General features: G+C 56.1%; 15 protein-coding genes. 5 read left to right on the top strand and 10 right to left on the bottom strand.

Features of this window, described 5'->3' with window-relative positions; translation table 11 throughout:
* From HOV93_RS21295 to HOV93_RS21265, 7 genes are all read right to left on the bottom strand, one after another.
* Nucleotides 1-1,365 carry an SAM-dependent methyltransferase gene (locus HOV93_RS21295; RefSeq protein WP_207398565.1) on the bottom strand — a complete coding sequence of 455 codons (1,365 nt, stop codon included), beginning with the start codon at nucleotides 1,363-1,365 and terminating at the stop codon, nucleotides 1-3.
* On the bottom strand, nucleotides 1,293-2,084 hold the full coding sequence (locus tag HOV93_RS21290; RefSeq protein ID WP_207398564.1) for a DUF1365 domain-containing protein: 792 nt from the start codon (nucleotides 2,082-2,084) through the stop codon (nucleotides 1,293-1,295). Before HOV93_RS21290 ends, HOV93_RS21295 begins: the two co-directional genes overlap by 73 nt.
* The gene (locus tag HOV93_RS21285; protein ID WP_207398563.1) at nucleotides 2,006-3,346 is read right to left on the bottom strand and encodes an NAD(P)/FAD-dependent oxidoreductase; all 1,341 of its coding nucleotides are present in this window, start codon (nucleotides 3,344-3,346) and stop codon (nucleotides 2,006-2,008) included. Before HOV93_RS21285 ends, HOV93_RS21290 begins: the two co-directional genes overlap by 79 nt.
* Nucleotides 3,347-3,356: 10 nt before the next feature.
* Nucleotides 3,357-4,184 (bottom strand): DUF1295 domain-containing protein, encoded by an 828-nt coding sequence (locus HOV93_RS21280; RefSeq protein WP_235990753.1) that lies wholly within the window; start codon nucleotides 4,182-4,184, stop codon nucleotides 3,357-3,359.
* Nucleotides 4,185-4,249: 65 nt separating this feature from the next.
* Nucleotides 4,250-6,028, bottom strand: coding sequence for a DUF885 domain-containing protein (locus HOV93_RS21275; protein WP_207398562.1), 1,779 nt, complete (start codon nucleotides 6,026-6,028; stop codon nucleotides 4,250-4,252).
* A gap of 100 nt (nucleotides 6,029-6,128) precedes the next feature.
* A complete protein-coding gene (locus HOV93_RS21270) occupies nucleotides 6,129-7,433 on the bottom strand; it encodes a Glu/Leu/Phe/Val family dehydrogenase (RefSeq protein ID WP_207398561.1) in 1,305 nt (434 codons plus the stop codon).
* 131 nt (nucleotides 7,434-7,564) lie between these two features.
* Nucleotides 7,565-8,737, bottom strand: coding sequence for a glycosyltransferase family 4 protein (locus tag HOV93_RS21265; protein WP_207398560.1), 1,173 nt, complete (start codon nucleotides 8,735-8,737; stop codon nucleotides 7,565-7,567).
* A gap of 211 nt (nucleotides 8,738-8,948) precedes the next feature.
* On the opposite strand from HOV93_RS21265, the gene HOV93_RS21260 reads away from it, so the two are divergent.
* Nucleotides 8,949-9,701, top strand: coding sequence for a hypothetical protein (locus HOV93_RS21260; protein ID WP_207398559.1), 753 nt, complete (start codon nucleotides 8,949-8,951; stop codon nucleotides 9,699-9,701).
* Between the two features lie 5 nt (nucleotides 9,702-9,706).
* Nucleotides 9,707-10,405, top strand: coding sequence for a hypothetical protein (locus tag HOV93_RS21255; protein ID WP_207398558.1), 699 nt, complete (start codon nucleotides 9,707-9,709; stop codon nucleotides 10,403-10,405).
* Between the two features lie 15 nt (nucleotides 10,406-10,420).
* Here the strand turns inward: HOV93_RS21255 and rdgB are convergent, their stop codons facing one another.
* The 3 genes from rdgB to HOV93_RS21240 all read right to left on the bottom strand — a co-directional run bounded on the left by rdgB (nucleotide 10,421) and on the right by HOV93_RS21240 (nucleotide 14,238).
* Nucleotides 10,421-11,035 (bottom strand): RdgB/HAM1 family non-canonical purine NTP pyrophosphatase, encoded by a 615-nt coding sequence (gene rdgB, locus HOV93_RS21250; RefSeq protein ID WP_207398557.1) that lies wholly within the window; start codon nucleotides 11,033-11,035, stop codon nucleotides 10,421-10,423.
* Between the two features lie 9 nt (nucleotides 11,036-11,044).
* A complete protein-coding gene (locus tag HOV93_RS21245; protein WP_207398556.1) occupies nucleotides 11,045-13,579 on the bottom strand; it encodes a U32 family peptidase in 2,535 nt (844 codons plus the stop codon).
* A 218-nt stretch (nucleotides 13,580-13,797) separates the two neighbouring features.
* Nucleotides 13,798-14,238 (bottom strand): hypothetical protein, encoded by a 441-nt coding sequence (locus HOV93_RS21240; RefSeq protein ID WP_207398555.1) that lies wholly within the window; start codon nucleotides 14,236-14,238, stop codon nucleotides 13,798-13,800.
* A gap of 352 nt (nucleotides 14,239-14,590) precedes the next feature.
* On the opposite strand from HOV93_RS21240, the gene HOV93_RS21235 reads away from it, so the two are divergent.
* From HOV93_RS21235 to HOV93_RS21225, 3 genes are all read left to right on the top strand, one after another.
* Nucleotides 14,591-15,184 (top strand): DUF1579 family protein, encoded by a 594-nt coding sequence (locus tag HOV93_RS21235; RefSeq protein WP_207398554.1) that lies wholly within the window; start codon nucleotides 14,591-14,593, stop codon nucleotides 15,182-15,184.
* A gap of 86 nt (nucleotides 15,185-15,270) precedes the next feature.
* A complete protein-coding gene (locus tag HOV93_RS26500; RefSeq protein WP_207398553.1) occupies nucleotides 15,271-16,167 on the top strand; it encodes a DUF4261 domain-containing protein in 897 nt (298 codons plus the stop codon).
* 121 nt (nucleotides 16,168-16,288) lie between these two features.
* On the top strand, nucleotides 16,289-16,837 hold the full coding sequence (locus HOV93_RS21225; RefSeq protein ID WP_207398552.1) for a carboxymuconolactone decarboxylase family protein: 549 nt from the start codon (nucleotides 16,289-16,291) through the stop codon (nucleotides 16,835-16,837).
* Nucleotides 16,838-16,883: the final 46 nt, after the last annotated feature.

The raw sequence follows: 16,883 nt of genomic DNA, 5'->3' as shown, positions 1-16,883 counted from the left end.
CTAGAACTTGCCGAGGACCGCATCTCCGCGGAACTTGGGGCGGGCCATGACGAGTTGGCTGACGCCGATCTGGCGTTCATGGAAGCCCGCTTCACAATAAGCCAGGTAATACTCCCACATGCGAAGGAAGTAGTCGTCCATGCCTAAAGCACGGATTCGCGGTAGGTGCTCGAAGAAGTTCTCGCGCCAGGCCGATAGGGTTTGGGCATAGTGACTGCCAAAATCTTCGGCATGCACGATCCGCAGATCGGTCTTACGGGCCATCGAGCGGGCCATCAGTTGGTACGAAGGTAGAAAGCCGCCTGGGAAAATGTACCGCTGGATAAAGTCGACACCACGCGAGTAGCTTTCGACCCGTTCGTCTGGAATGGTGATGACCTGCAAGGCCATCGTTCCACTGGGCTTCAACAACGAGCCGCATTTTTCAAAATAGGTATCCAGGTAGTTTCGTCCCACGGCTTCGATCATTTCGATACTCACAACATGATCGTAGGTACCGGTGAGGTCTCGGTAATCTCGTTTAAGAAGCGTGACTCGGTCTTCGAGGCCGGCGTCTTCGATTCGTCGATAGGCGAAGTTGAACTGCTGCTGCGAAATGGTCGTTGTCGTCACGTGACAACCGTACTGCTTTGCGGCATACTCGGCGAAGCCACCCCAGCCGGTGCCGATCTCCAGGACGCGGCTACCCTGCTGAAGATTAAGTTTGCGGCATAGGCGGTCGAGCTTGGCGATGGATGCCTCTTCCAAGGTCGAGTCGGCCTGCTCGTAGACGCCAGACGAGTACATCATGGTAGGGTCGAGCATGAGCTGGAAAAACTCGTTGCTCAAATCGTAATGCGCCGCGATATTCCGGCGGCTGCCGTGCTTCGAGTTTCGCGTTCGCCACTGCTGTAAGTTTCGCCACGGGGCGAGCCAAAACGACGTGTGACGCTCGACCCCTTTTAAATGATCAAGATTACGAGCCATGATCCGCAGCAGCGCGGTTAAGTCGCTGCAGACCCACTTCCCTTCCAGGTAGGCTTCCGCCGCGGCAAGGGTGCCCCCAAGCATCATGTGGCGATAGACGCGGAGGTCGTCGATACGTACGACAGTTCGTAGCTCAGCATCGTGACTCAGGCCAAATTGATGTTGCCCGAGGGGGTCGATAATAAGGACGTGCCCTGCTTCGATTCTCGAGAGCGTGCGGTGTAAGATTTTACGGCACTGTCGCGCGATCCAGCAGTGAAGCCCGGTCGAGACTTGAGGCAGTGCTTCGCGGAGCCTTAAGGAAGGATGCTCGATCGCCAGGTCTACTAAACCGGTTTGGTCACGTGAACAGGCAGGCGAGATTCGCTGCGACGGTGCGGGTGAGGATATATGGGACATCGTTTCCACCAAAGTTTCCAGGCTTCATAGTAGATAGCGGCGACAACCTTCAAGCTCATCGCTGGCAATCCCCACAGAAACCGTTGAATGGTGCGGCGCGCTAACGGCCTTTTTTCTAAAGACATGCCAGCATGAAAAATGGGGCGGCCTTCTTCCTGGTTTTCGAGACTCACCCTCAGGCGTTGACCTACCGAACGGAACGACCAGCGATAGGTGTGGTTCATCGGCATGAACGGCGAGACGTGCATCTGCTTGGGATGCTCGCAAACCCAGGCCTGGTCGGCTTCGCTGTAGGTTGGTTGCAGGACGTAGACCTGCTGGTCGCCCCAAGGGATGTTGTTGACCTCGGCCAAAATGGTTGCCGGGAAGTCGCTGGTGGTGTCGTCGTAAAGGAAGAAGATATTGAGGGGGCTGAAGTAATGTCCGAAGTAACGAAGCTGCGTTAAGAGATGAATGGGGCCTTGCGGGCACGTGCCGAGTTCTTCGGTCACGGCTGATCGCACGCGACTCTCTAGCGAACCGTATTGCCCACGCAGGTGGACATCGCGTGGGAACGAAATAGCGGCCCATCGATGGTCCGACAAGATTCTTCCCGAGCCAACAACCTGGTCGAGTTCCGCCAGGTCGAAGTAGGCCATCGTCAGGCGGTAGTCAAACTGATGTTCGACGGGGCCATGGCGGGTGTGGGAGACCGTTCCTTCGTACAGGCAACTGTGCATGCGTCCAAGTTCTTTCCAAAGTAAGCGGCAACGGCCAAGGCACTTCTCACGCCATCCTCGTGAAATCCATAGCCACACCAGGCACCGCAGAAGTAGGTTTGCTGCTGCCCTTGAATCTTTGGCAGACGTTTCTGTGCGGCATACGAGTGCCGATTAAACGCAGGATGGTCGTAATTGAACTGCTGGAGAATCTTGCGAGGGTCGATGCGGTTGGTGATGTTCAGGCTCAGCAGAATAGGCGTCGGTGAAGCAACGTTCTGCAAGCGAGAAAGGTCGTAAGTCACGCTGGCCGTTGTCTGATCGGCATCTGGTAAAAAGTAGTTCCAGCTTGCCCAAGCATGCGAATGCGTGGGAAGAAGACGTGTGTCGGTGTGCAGGACGGCATCGTTGGGTTGGTACGGGAAGTGGCTGAGAATCTCTTCCTCTTGCTGAGTGGGTTGATCGAGCATCGCCAATGTTTGATCGGCATGAGTGGCGAAAATGACCTGGTCAAATACCTGGACCTGATCGTCCTTGGCAATTATCGCAACGTGCTCGCTGTCTCGCATTACCCGTTTCACCGGCGAGTTCAGCCGAACGCGGTCGCCCAGTGGTTCGATCAATTTCCGCACGTAATGCTTCGATCCGCCAACTAGGGTCTTCCATTGCGGTCGATTGGTAATCCCCATCAGGCCATGGTTGTCGCAAAAGCCCAAGAAGAACTGGGCTGGGAAGTCGAGTATCTGTTGTGGCTCGGCCGACCAGATTGCGGCGGCCATCGGCATGAGGTACTTTTCGCGAAACATCGTGCCGACACGACAGCGATTGAGAAACTGCCCGACCGTCTCTGCTTCGGCGATCGATGCCTGCTGGACAGCCTGGGTGCCAAGACGATTGAAATGCAAGACGTCTCTCAGCATGGTCCAGTAGCTGAGGGAGGTCATGTTCTTCCAGCTGGGAAATAGCCCGCGGAGACTGCTGCCTTGGTATTCGAGTCCTGTCTTCTCACAGCGAACGCTAAAGCTCATGTCGCTGTCTTGGGCTTCGACGTCCAGAATTTCAAGCAAGCGGCAGAACTGGGGGTAGGTGCGGTCGTTGAAAACCATGAAGCCGGTGTCGACGTCGTACGGTTTGCCCTCGACTTCGCAGGTAACTGTGTTGCTGTGCCCGCCGGGGTAATGGGCGGCTTCGTACAGTGTCACGTCGTAGTCATTGTGCAGCAGTCGGGCAACCAGGTTCCCACTGATACCGCCACCAACCACCGCGATCCGTTGTCGATTCATGACGAGCTTCCTACCGTGTGGGCGAGTGGGAATGAGACGAAGCGGCTGCCGCTTCTAGCTTCGGGGCCGGTGGCCATGGGAAGAAGCTGCTGGTGCGGCGGATGTAGTCGGCGTATTCTGGCCGCCGCGTTTGAATGCGTTTTTCCAGATGAGCGACGCCCGAGAACCACAGCAGGCAGAAGGTCATCAGCGCGGGGCCAATGATCGTCCACCACGCCGAGGCATCGAACGAGATGGCAATTACATAATAACCGCACCAAACGAGAAAGTCGCCGAAATAATTGGGGTGCCGGGTGTAATGCCAAAGGCCCCCATCAAATACCTTGCCTCGGTTTTGAGGATCACTTTTAAAGCGAGCGAGCTGGTAGTCGCCGAGCGTTTCAAAGCTAACGCCGACCAGCCATAGCAGCAGGCCGACTGCCGTTAGGGCGGAGAAACTAGCGTCGAGCGTCGGTATGACTTGCAGCGGCAGGGAGACAATCCACATGATGGTCCCTTGCAAGCCGAAGATCACCACGAGGCTGAACAGGGCGAAGTTACGGCCCGGCTTCTCACGCATCTCGGCGTAGCGGGAATCTTCCCCTTTGCCAACGTTTCGCCACAAGAGGTAGCCCGTCAGCCGGCACCCCCAAATCGTAACGAGGATGGTGGTGACCCAAGCGGCAGTAGTTGGGGCGGAAGCGAGAAGGAGAGAAATCCATGAGATCACTGCGAAGCCGAACCCCCAGAAGAGATCGACGATACTGGCATCTTTCAGCACAAGACTAAGCAGCCACAGCGTGAGCATAGACCCAGCGACGACGCAAGCGTTGATCAGAAGTAAGTTTGCCAGGTCCATGGAAAATGCTGCGGAAAAGAGTTCAACATAGGGTTAAACGCTTTAACCGCAGCAAATTTCAGATGTTAACCGTGCTGCTTTGATTTTTGTTCGGCGATCCAACGATCGATCAGTCGCTCTAGCACAGGTAAAGGAATCGCGCCGTTATCGAGGATAGCGTTATGGAACTTGCGAAGATCGAACGCTGGGCCTAATTCCTGCTCGGCTTTGGCTCTTAGTTGTTGGATCTTGAGTTCACCAATCTTGTAGGCCAACGCTTGGCCTGGCCAGACGATGTATCGGTCGATCTCGACGGCGACTTCCAAGTCGCTCTTGCCGCTGTTTTCCTGGAAGAACTGGATCGCTTGGGCGCGGCTCCATCCCATGTTGTGCATGCCAGTATCGACGACCAGTCGACAGGCTCGCCACATCTCGAAGGTCAGCTGGCCGAATTTATCGTAGGGCGTTTGATAGAACCCCATCTCTTCTCCCAGGGACTCAGCGTACAGGGCCCACCCTTCGACAAACGCCGTGTAGTGCCCTTGCCGGCGAAACCTGGGAAGGTCGGTCAGCTCTTGCGCCCGGGCGATTTGCAGGTGATGGCTAGGGCAGGCCTCGTGCAGCGTGAGGGCCTCCATCTCGTACTTGGGGCGGCTGTCGAGCGCGTAGGTATTGGCCATGAAGAACCCTGCCCGGGCAGCTTCCGCCGAGCCTGGGTAGTACCGGGCAGAGGTCTGGTTAGGGGCTTCGTAGTCGGGGAAAGCACGCACGCCGTACGGCAGACGCGGCAGCTCTACGAACAGCTTGGGAAGCTCGGCATCGACGCGTTTCGCAATATCGCGATAGCCGATCAGCAGGTCGTCCGCTTCGGTGTAATAGAACTGGGGGTCGGTCTTAAGAAAGTGAATGAACTCTTGGAAGCTTCCCTTGAAGCCTGAGTCGCGAATCACTTTTTCCATCTCTCCGCGAATTCGTTTTACCTCGCTCATGCCGATCTCGTGGATCTCTTGCGGCGTCAGATCGGTTGTTGTCGAGTAGCGGCACTTGTAAGCGTAATACTCCCGGCCGCCTGGCAGCGCGGCAGCACCGATGATTTCGGCACCGTGAGGCAGGTATTCGTCCTCGATGAAGGACTTCAGTTTTAGCATCGCCGGAAAAATTCTATTGGCGATGGCCGACTTACCGAGCTTGGCCAGTCGCTGTTGGTCTTCCGGCGAGAACGAATCGGGAAAGTCTTTAAAGGGTTTGAACAGCGGGCTGTCAGTGGCGTCGGCAAGTACCTGACCGTTGATCAGTTTGGGGATACTGCGCAGCGGACCTGGTGGTTGCACCCACCGTGTTTCGATTCCCTTGCGCAGCAGGGCCGTGTTTTGTTCGAGATATTCGGGATAGCTATTGAGTCGGGCGATGTAGTTTTCGTAGTCCGCTACCGTGACGAACGACATCTGCTCGGCCGTGTAGGCCAAGTCGAACTGGGGACCTCCCAACTGGTCGATTGCCAGCAGCTCAGTCGGATACTTTTGTCCTTCAATCTCTCGGTGGAGGTTGTAGTCGAACAGTTCGTAGGAAAGCAGGTCCTGGCCGGTGAGCTGATCGGCGTCGATTGACTCGAGATTTTTGAGAAGCTCGTGAGGGTGTTGGTCACGCTCTTCAATGGCGGCCTGAGAAAGGTCGGTCCACTTGGCGTTGCCACGCGGGTCACCCACCGAAGTGCCCAGCGTAGGATAAGTATTCAGCCGCCACTGCCAATCGTCGGCAAACAGCTGATGAAGCTGCGCGGCGGCTGAGTTCTCTTCGGCAACGAGCGAAACAGGGGCCGAGGCAAAAGCAATCAATGCTACGGCGATCAAGCGAAACAGGAACATGGAATATCCTCGTGGACGTTCAGAGATGAATGAGGCAAGCCAAGGGTGCTTCTATTCTGAACGACGCAGGATTTCCCGCCAACCGGTTAAATGTATAAAATTACGAATCCATGTCCGAGAAGTACTGAACGGTCCCTAGCGAAGCGATCGCGGCGCCGATTCTCGAAAGTGCGACCGCATAGGCGGCCGTGCGCATGTCGATCTTCTTCTCGACCATCCAGTCGTACACGTGGTTGAATTCCTGGGTCATCATCGCGTGAAGCTTTTGCTGCACTTCGTCCAGGCTCCAATAATAGCCTTGTTGGTTTTGCACCCATTCGAAGTAGCTGACTGTCACGCCGCCGGCATTGGCTAAGATGTCCGGGACAATTAGTTTTTCTTTTTCGTTGAGGATCTCGTCCGCTTCACCGGTCGTGGGACCATTGGCCACTTCGATGATGACCGGGGCTTGGATTTTATTAGCGTTGTTCGCCGTAATCACGTCTTCTAAGGCGGCCGGAATGAGAATGTCGACGTCTAATTCCAACAGATCTTCGTTGGTGATCGACTTCGCCTCGACGGCTTCACACACCGAACCGGTACAGTAAACGGCCTGCAGACGTCGCGATTCGTTCTTAATTTGAATCAAGCTGGGAATGTCGAACCCGCCTGGCTTGTAGATTCCACCACGCGAATCACTGACGGCAACCACTTGATAGCCATCGGCATGCAGCAGGCGGGCAATGCTTTGACCGGCGTTGCCAAAACCTTGCACGGCTACGCGAGTCTCTTTGGGGATCCAGTCGCGTTTCTTTTCCAGCTCTTTGATGCAGTGATAGGCGCCGCGTCCGGTGGCGTCATCGCGTCCTTGGCTGCCTCCCAGGGGAACTGGTTTGCCGGTGATTACGCCGGGTGTGCGGCGGCGATGGATCTTCGAGTACTCATCCATCATCCAGCCCATGATCATGGCATTGGTGTACATGTCGGGGGCTGGGATATCGACTTCCGGACCGATGAAGTCGGCGATCTGTTCGATGAAACCGCGTGAGAGCCGTTCGAGTTCCATCCGCGAAAGCTCTTTCGGGTTCACGCAGATGCCACCCTTAGCGCCACCGTAGGGAATGTTCATGACGGCGCACTTGAAGGTCATCCAGAACGCTAAGGCTTTGACTTCCGAGATGTCTACCTGCGGCGAGTACCGCAGGCCACCCTTGGTTGGCCCACGCGTGTCATCGTGGCGAACACGGTAGCCGGTGAATACTTTCAGCGAGCCATCGTCCATCCGGACCGGTATCGAGACTTGCAGAATCTGCTTGGGGTGCTTCAGGCGTTCGAGTGCTTCGGCATCGATGTCGGCAAATTGAAACGCTTTGTCGAGCCGAGCGATCGCGCCCGAGAAGAGATCGACATTGGTTGGGGCATTCATGGCGAACCTGCGTTGCTGGGGCTAAGAGAAGAGAAGTTTTCGCGCCGATGGAATGGGATGGTTACGACGCAAGCTTCACTTGGTTGTATTGTTTCGCTACGGACGCCTAGAAGCAATACCGAGGAAATGGCTTAGCGATGATAGACCATCGGCGGCACGCCAGCGGTCGGCAGCGAGTTCGACTTCCGTGTAGGGAGCGAGACCGGCTTGGCGACATCGCGACGAAGAACCCGCCGGGCGACATCCGTGTAGATGTCTTCGTGGCGGATCACATTGCTGTAGTTGTCGAACATCTCGAGGAATCTCGCTCGGCCTGCGACGCCCATTTGCTCAGCCAGGTCGTCGTTCTCGAAAACCTTCGCGACAGCCGATGATAGTGCAGCGGCGTTGTTGCTGGGGACCAGATAGCCCGTTTCGCCGTCAACCACGCTCTCGATCAGCCCGCCGACCCGGGTTGCGACCACTGGCTTGAACGCAGCCATCGCTTCGGGTGGTGTCAGGCCAAAAGCTTCTTGTGTAGGACAGGCAACCAACAGATCGATGGCCCGCATCATGTTGGGGATGTCGTATTGGAAGTCGATAAAGCGGAACTCGTTTTCCAGACCTAGTTGCTCGATGCCGGCGCGAAGTCGCTGCATGTACCAGTAGCAGCGGTTGCCAATGACGGCGACCTTGGCGTTGGGAACACGCCGTAAGATTTGCGGCATGGCCTTCAGTAATAACAAGTGATTCTTGCGCGGGCAAACGTCTCCGACGATTCCGATTAACTTGTCGTCCTTTTGAAATCCATGTTCCTGTCGCCAGCGATCTCGCAGTTGCTGCGAGTTTTCGGGGATCGGAGCATGATCGATCAGCGCGCGAACGGTTTCGATGTTTCGGGGTCGCACGCGATTCCAGCCGATCTCGATACCACGTGTATGGTCCGAGTTGGCGATCACGAAGTCTTTCAGCATCCAATAGGCGTGGAGCTTCGTGTGATGGGCGGTTGCCACGACCGGGATTTTGGTAAACATCTTCAGCATCGCGCCGAAGATTTGTCCGCTGGTGTTATGCGTGTGGACAATGTCGACGCGTTCTTGGGCAACCCAGCGAGCCATCTCTCTTAGGTCGTTAAAGGGCCAGCGCTGAAGGTCGGAGCTGCGGAACTTGACATTGGTTCCCGGCAGTTGGCTTTGAATCCAAGAGTTGTTTCGGGCGACTAGAGTGACATCGTGCCCACGTTTGGCGAGTCCTTCGGCCAAGCGAAGACATTGAATAACGGCTCCGTTAACGCCAATTCCGGATATAAGTTGCACGATCTTCATGGGAGGCCGCATAGTTCCTGGGTGTCTCGTCAAGCCGGTCCGGCGGTTTACCGCGCGGACGCGGACGGCGTTCTTAACGAAATTGCCAGAATGGGACAAGACGAACCCAAGAGGTGGGCCCTGCTGGGGTGGTTCTCCCTAGTCTTGCTCGTTGTGATAAAGTATGACAAATGCATTCTGAGACTCGATTCGACAGCAGTGATAGCATTTGATGACGCATTACACCGGCAGTGGCGGAACAGACGGCGGAAACATGGTGATGTTTTGGCCGGAAAACTTGCCTGAAGAAGCGGACACCATGCTCGAGAACGATCCGTTCTCGTTCGCCGAAACCATGCGCGAAGAGGGAAAGATCCTCTGGTTTCTTTGCGATGGCGACGGAGATTTCTCGGTGACGGTCTACGTAGACGAAGAGCCTCCGGCCGATCTGCGTAGTTTTCTGGAACACGAAGAAGAGCACTATCCCGATGTCTATGTAAAGGGAAGTACCTACTTTGGCGGGCTCGAGTACATGTATCGCAAGCACAATCCGTTGATCGAAGAATTTCCGGATATGTGCGGAAAATTAGAGATTCCCGATGGCATTTACCAAGGAAATGTCTATCGAACGAATATACCTCCGGCGTTCAGCCGCACGTGGTTGATGCAGCGGATGGGAGCGAGTCGCTACCGAGTGCTGCATTGGCAACAGCTTTTAAGCAAAGCGAGCCTGGTAGGAGTGGTGGGGGTGTTGTTCGCCTTCTTCTTCCTGGTTTGGTACATCTGGCTCGCAGCGGTAGGCGCCGTGCTGCTGACCTTTGTATCGGCTGTGCTTCTCGCTCGTTCCGAGTCGTGCCGAGAAGCGATCGTGGCCATCGACGAGTTCACGAAGCAATTTCCTGAGTATGTGGTTTTACTGACGTCGCAGCCGCCGGAAGCGGCTGCGGAACCTGAGAACGAACTACTGGCAATGCCGGTCGGATAGTAGCCTTGAAGCTTAAGTGCCCCAACTGTGATATCTATCTGTCGACACGACAGATGAACGTCGACAACGACCTGGCGATTTGCCACGACTGCAACGAAGCGTATAAGATCTCGACGCTGCTCGAGCCGCAGCCCGAGGTGCAAGTTTATCAAAACGCCGGCTGGATCAGCGACGAAAGCGATTCGTTCAACATCGACGATCCGCCCAGCGGCACCACGTACGAGAACTACGGCATGGGGTGGCGTATTGCGGCGACCACCCGCAGCGCATCTGCGTTCTTTCTTATACCGTTCATTGGTGCATGGTCTGGGTTTTCGATGTGGGGCCTATATGGGACCCAGATCCAGGAAGGGGAATTCGACCTCTTTCGCACCCTATTTGGTATCCCATTCGTCTTAGGTACGCTGCTGTTTGGTTCGCTTGCTGTGCTGAGCGTGATTGGCCGGATGGTCGTTAAGACCGACGAGATGGATCACGATGCCGGGAGCGTTTTTCTAGGCGTCGGCCCAATCGGATCGACCACACGGTTTCGCTGGTCGGAAGTGCGGCAGATCGACGAGTCGTTATCTTCCGGTAAGAATCGATCTCGTCGAATCACCTTATACCGCGACAACGGAGACATTCACTTCGGTTCGATGCTTTCCAATAAACGCCGACGGTACGTGATTCAGGCCCTGCGGCAGTTGGCTGGAAAAGGGAGATAGCCCGCCGGTGAAGACCTAGCCGCGCGGCCAAGCTGCGATAAGAGATCGCGCCGCATGGCCGCGATGCCCTAGCTGGGCCGTCCGCTGTTGGTCGAGTTCGGCCAGCGTTTGCTGGCCATCTTGCACGAGAAAGACTGAGTCGTAGCCAAACCCGAATTCGCCGATCGGTTGCCGGCCGATCTTGCCGTGGCACTCGCCGTACGCTTCCAAGGCCACGCCCCCGTCAGGGGCAGCAACACACAGATGGCATACGAAGCGGGCCGAACGTTCTTCTTCGGGAACGTCGAGCATGTGTTCGATTAGCAGCGCTAAGTTCATCGCCATGATGGCGTCGTCGCCGGCATAACGGGCCGAACGCACGCCGGGTTTTCCAGCGAGCGCGTCGACCTGTAGGCCGGTGTCGTCGGCGATCACCCACCGCTGAAGCTGACGTGCATAGCCGCAGGCCTTCTTGCGGGCATTTTCAGCCAAGGTGTTGCCATCTTCTTTGACGGGCTCGAGATCGATGTCCGCTGGAAGCGGGTATACCGGGAGCCCTAGCGGCTGTAGCAGGTAAGTCAGCTCGCGAACCTTGTGGGGGTTCGACGTAGCGACGATCAGTTCGTGGCACTCGCTTAAGGGGGTGGGCATGGTGGACGGTTAGATAATAGCCAAGGGATCGCGATCGTGTTCTAGTGTACCGCGTGTGACCCCGACTCGGTTCAAGGCCTTGAGTTCTCGCCAGACCTCTTCGCCGCCGATGTTGCCTTGCAGTAGGTTGCGGTACAGGTCGATGATGCGGGTAATCTCGCTGGGGGGATCGTCGCTTAGCAATTCGATGCGGAAGTTTCGCACGCCCAATTCAAGCATGGGCTGGACGACTTCTGCGCCGCTTTGCGGGGTTTTGTTGAACAGCGTGTTGCGGCACCCGACGTCAGCGATCAAGGGGTGTTCGGCCCCGACTCGATCGCGAAGTTTTACCTCGTGCTCGTCGCAAGGGCGTCCGCAGTTGGTCTTGTTGGTGCCGGGTGAGAGGACACTGCAGAAAACGCAGTGCTCCATGTGGAACATGGGCATATGCTGGTGAATCACTAGTTCTAAGTGCCCTGCGGCGCAGTGTTGGGCCATCACCAAGAGCTGGTCGCGGTTGAGGTCGTACGACGGCGTCACGCGGTTGGCCCCGTGTCTTCGTAGCCAGTCGACAGTCAGTTCGTTGGCGGCATTAAAGGAGAAGTCGGCAATGCACATGGCCCCAAGTTCGGTGAAGAACTTCAGGCCTGACAAGTTCCGCACCACGTAGCCATCAGCCCCATGTTTGGAGAGGGCCTTGAAGATGCCCATCTCGCCTGGCTTTTGAATGCGTGGGGTGACTAGGAATATCTTGCAGCCAGCTTCGTGCGCGCTTGGGACGGCATCCTTATATTGGCGGATGTCCTGGAATTCAGCGTAGACGGTCTCGATCCCTTGGCTTAGGACCGCTTCCAATTGGTGCATCGAGCGCGTGAGCACGATCAGCTTCGGCAAGCTTGGTTCTGCGTCTGCCGATTCCACTTCCGTTTGCATTTCGGAAAGAACCAGATCGTGCTCGATTGTTCTGCCCCGGGTGGCCATTTGTTGGCGGGCTTCGTCCAGGCGGGCAACCATTGCCTTGCGAAGCTTGCCCAGCACACTTAGCGGTACCATCGGAGTTCCGGCGATCTTGGCGGAAAGCGTTTCCAGGGCATAGCCACTGCCACCCAGGCGAGAAAACTGCTCGTGAAGTAATGATTCGTTCAACGCATGCTTGCGGGCTTCCTCGAGCGGCTCTTCGGTTTGAAGATCGAACTGGCCTAGGCTGTCACTGGAAACAAAGACGCGAAGTGGTTGCCCGACGCGTGCCGAGACGTTGATGGTGAGCGGGATATCGCGACCGTGAAGTTCGCCGCTGTAGGTCTTGCGTAGTTCGCGAGTCAGGGCCGGGTCGTCACTCTTCCACACTTTCAGCCCAGGGGCAATGTATTGAAAGTCGACCGAGCCTCGGGGGAAGTCGACTTCGACTTGGCCGTTGGTGGCTTCGCCAGTGACGCGGCGTCCGCGTTGGCTGACGGTGAAGACGCGTCCCCCCTGCTCTTTCCCGGCGGCACGATCTCCCTCGAAAACGATGCCGTCGCCAGCCTTCAATCGACCGTGCAGTTCCAGCTTGACCCGCTTGCGTCGATCGTCAATCCCGACGACTTCGGCTACCAGCACACCTCGCTTGGCGCTGCTGGTGGCCGGGACAAGCATCTTGTGATCGCAGCCTTGCAGCCAGCCAGGCGAGAAGCCGCGCGAGAACGAGAGTTCCATCTCTTCGACTTGCCGTGGCGTAAAGGTTGCCGGCTTGCCGGCCAGGGCCGAATCGATGGCCTGGCGATAATGACGCGTGATGTTGGCGACATACTCGGGCGTCTTCAATCGGCCTTCGATCTTGAACGAGACGACGCCAGCCTCGAGCAGTTCTGGCACCAAATCGAACGCGGCCAGATCTTGCGGGCTCAAGAGGTACTTCTGATCACCTAGATCGATGTCTGCTCCGTCGCAGACAAGCTCGTACGTCAGGCGGCATGCCTGGGCACACTGGCCGCGGTTGGCGCTGCGTCCGCCGAGCGATTCGCTAGTCAGGCATTGGCCGCTGTAGGCGACACACAACGCGCCATGCACGAATGCTTCCAGTGGCATTTGGGTTTGGGCGTGGATCTTGGCAATCTCGTCGACGGAAAGCTCGCGAGCCAGGACGACACGCTCGATGCCAGTCTCTTCGATCTCGGCAATGCACTCGGCGCTGGTCAGCGTCATTTGCGTCGAGGCATGTATCGGCAACTCTGGTGCTGTCCGGCGGATGAGCCCTACCAGGCCCAGGTCTTGCACCAGAACCGCATCGGTGCCGGCTTCGGCAATGCGGCGGATGATGGGCTCGATGGTGGCCAGTTCATCACTGAAGGTCAGCGTGTTGACAGTGGTATACCCCCGGACCCCATGCCAGTGCAGCATTTCCATCAAGGCGGGAAGGTCGTCGAGCGAGAAGTTCTTGGCACGAGCCCGGGCATTGAAGCCCGTTTCGAGACCGAAGTAGATGGCGTCGGCACCATTAGCAATGGCTGCCCTAGCACAGTCCCAATCGCCTGCGGGAGCAAGAAGTTCTGGGCGCGTGATTGTGGATGCCTGAATGTCGTTCATTAAAACTTGCGCTAACGCCCAGTGGAAGACAGAGAATCGCGAGGAATCGGTTGATTTTACTGGGGTCTGGCGGCTACGGATAGGGACGAAATGACGCAGTTTTCGTTCGTTCTTGGCACGATCGCAACCGTTTGATCTGCCGTGGCATGAAAAATGGCCAACCGCAGAGATGCCGGTGGCCAAGCGTTTAAAGTGAGATGGGGTGCTCTTCGAGGATGCTAGTCGCCGACGCCGATGTCTTCTTCAAGCGCCTTTTGCACGACCGCGTTCTCGTGGTGCTCGTGGTTTAAAAAGCGGGTTGTGAAATCGCGAAAGCGTACGTGAAAGGTGGCTAAGGTCTCGGCAGGGCTATGATGCAGGTCATCGAGCATGGCATCGATGTCGCTTAAAAACAGACGATGATCGAGCCGAAGTTGCTCGCATTCCGACGAGTAACGCGGGGCTATACTGATCGTCTCTTGCAAATATCCGCCGCGTTCTTCCTGGGCGAACTGGTCATGCATCATGTCGCGAAGTTCGTGTAGGCCGAGGATTAACGCCTCGGGCGAGTCCCCTTCTGCGGTGATCTGATCTGCTTCTTCCAGAAGATCGTGCAAAAGAGCGTGCTCAGTCAGAAGTTTGGTTACAGCGGCATCGGTCAATCGTTGCAGGTCGGGCATGGCATCCTCCTTAGCGGTGAGAGGAAAAGATAAGCTGGCGCCCCTTCAAAATTAAATTTGCGAATCCTGCAAACCGGTTGCGTCCCTTCAATTGTGGTTTTATGCGGGATACTGTGAGTCGTCAATGAATTCTTTGCGTGGATGGTGCAAAAAAGAAAGGAGCGAATACCTACGGTCAAACTAGTGAATGGATGTTGGCGAATCATCTAAGGGGATCAACTTTGCCCTATGTGTTGCCTGGAAGATGAAGTTTGGGAAAAGAGCGTGATTAGGGTGACCTTACTACGATAAAATCGACGCAGGTGTGGCCAGCGCCACGTTCACTTGGGGGGCATATCAGGGAGACCGTTCAATGCAAGTTACTAACAAAATGTTGGGAATCTTTTTCTTGGTCGCACTCGTTTCGATTGCGACAGCCGAAGAGCCTGCGACGTCCAGCGCAGACAGTTTGGATTCTGCGGCGATGGAAGCGGTGATGGCGAAGCTTGGTGCCCCTGGGGAACCGCACAAGCATCTGCAAGCGATGGTCGGCAAATACAAGACGACCTCGAACTGGATTCTGCCTGGCAAAGGTGAAGAGTCGGTGGACGAAGGGACCGCTGAATTTAAGTCCATTCTGGGCGGACGCTTTGTGACTCAGGAGTTCACAAGCACCTACAATGGTCAGCCGATGGAAGGCTTTGGCATCCTGGGCTACGAAAATGCCGAGCAGAATTTTGTGGGCATTTGGATTGATAACATGTCGACCCATATCCTGCACACGGTAGGGCAGCTCGACGAGAAGACCGGCGTGATGACCGAAAAAGGTACGTGCAGCTCGCCGATCGGACCGATGAACTTCCAGATGACAACCGTCCCGACCGAAGATGGCTTTGTGTTCACGTTGTCTCAGGTAACCGGTGATACGGTCACCGAAATGGGCAAAATAAAGTACGTGAAGCAGTAAGCGTTTGGCCCGCTGGCGGAGTATACTGAAGTGCAGCTAGGCTACTAGCTGCACTTTTTGGCTGAAACGAAGCACAAGGAGAATTCGTGCTCGAAGACAACGCGACCTCGCGCGACTACCGCGTCCGATTGTTCTACAAGTCGAAACCAAGCGTCCCCAAGGGGGCCGTCCTCGACAACATGCAAAAGAGGACCGAAGGCTTTGCGCCCCGCGATGGAAAACGAGATTCCGATCGTCTCGATTTCCGTCATCCCAAATATGTCACCAATATCGGTGGCAAATCGGTGGGGGCGACGTGGAGTATTCGTGAAGAAGAGATCGAATATCCAGGCGACCTGACTCCTTTCCTGCCAGCTCTCGAGCAGTCGTGGCTGTGGGACGATGCGGATGGAGTTGTTGGCGAGTGCGAGCATCAACTTGTGGTGCTTGATCAGACGGCAGCCAACATGCGCCCAATGGACCGTTTGCAGATGATTCAGTTCCTGGTAGCGAGTGTCGTTGAAGCCACAGATTGCGATGCCATTTATTGGGAAGCGACCGAGCAATTTCTCGAGCCGAAGGCGTTCGTAGAAGGCCTGAATGCGGTCGCGGCCAAGCCATGGAAAGCACCTGGGGCTTTCAATGTGCGTGTTTCGCGGGTGATTGGCTATGGCGAGCGTCGCGACGACGATTCGCGCGATATGATTGTCGACAGCCTGGGCCTTGGTGTGTTGGGTTGGCCTGACTTTCAATGTCACTTCCGTGGCTTGGATTGGCGTGAGATTCAGCAGATCGTTTACGAGAAGGCCCTGGATGTCTTCGAGAATGGCCCCAAACTGCAAGACGGTCAGGCCTTTCCCGGTATCAATGCCAGCCAGGTTTGGAAGTGCCGCTTCGAGGAAGCCATCTTGGGCCCGCCGCGCAAGGTGATCGATATCGATCCAGGAATTCCTTATTGTGCTGGCCTACGGTATGCGGTTACGGCCGGGGTTTACGTGAAGTAGATCACCACCGGACTAAATTCTTGGGAATCGGTTTTATCTTGTGTAACTCTTCGCATGCCGGCGGTATCGAAGAGGTCAGTTAAGTCAACAACTGACAACCTGACGCAAGGAGAGACCCCTCATGCCACGCCTGCAACCGATTGCACTTGAAGCTGCCGAAGGAAAACAACGCGAGCTTCTCGACGTTGCCAAAAAGAAGCTCGGCAAGCACATCAATATCATCGCCTCGATGGCCAATTCGCCAGCCGTTCTAGAAGCGTACCTTGGCTTTTCAGGGGCGATGGCGCATTCCAAGTTGCCTGCCAAGGCACGCGAGGCGGTTGCCATGCGGATTGGTGAAACGAACCACTGCCAGTACTGCGTTTCGGCGCATACGGCGGTTGGCAAGGCCGTTGGGTATACGGAAGACGAAACCTTGAAAGTCCGTCAAGGAGAATCGACCGATCCGACCGTTCAGGCGGTGATCAATCTTGCGGACGCCATTTCCGAGACCAAGGGTTTCATCAGCGACGATCAGTTCAACGCCGCGAAAGCCGCCGGGCTGGGCGATGAAGAAATCACCGAAGTGGTTGGCTTGGTTGCGATGAACTACTTCACCAATTTCTTCAATCACGTCGCCGAGACCGAGGTCGACTTCCCGAAAGTCGAACTGTTCGCCGAATCGTCCTAAGCAGCCGCTTTCAGGAAAACAAGGTGGCCAGTGTCAAACCGCACTG

The sequence above is a fragment of the Bremerella alba genome (genome assembly GCF_013618625.1).
GTDB lineage: Bacteria > Planctomycetota > Planctomycetia > Pirellulales > Pirellulaceae > Bremerella > Bremerella alba.
This window is presented reverse-complemented; position numbering and strand designations above follow the sequence as displayed.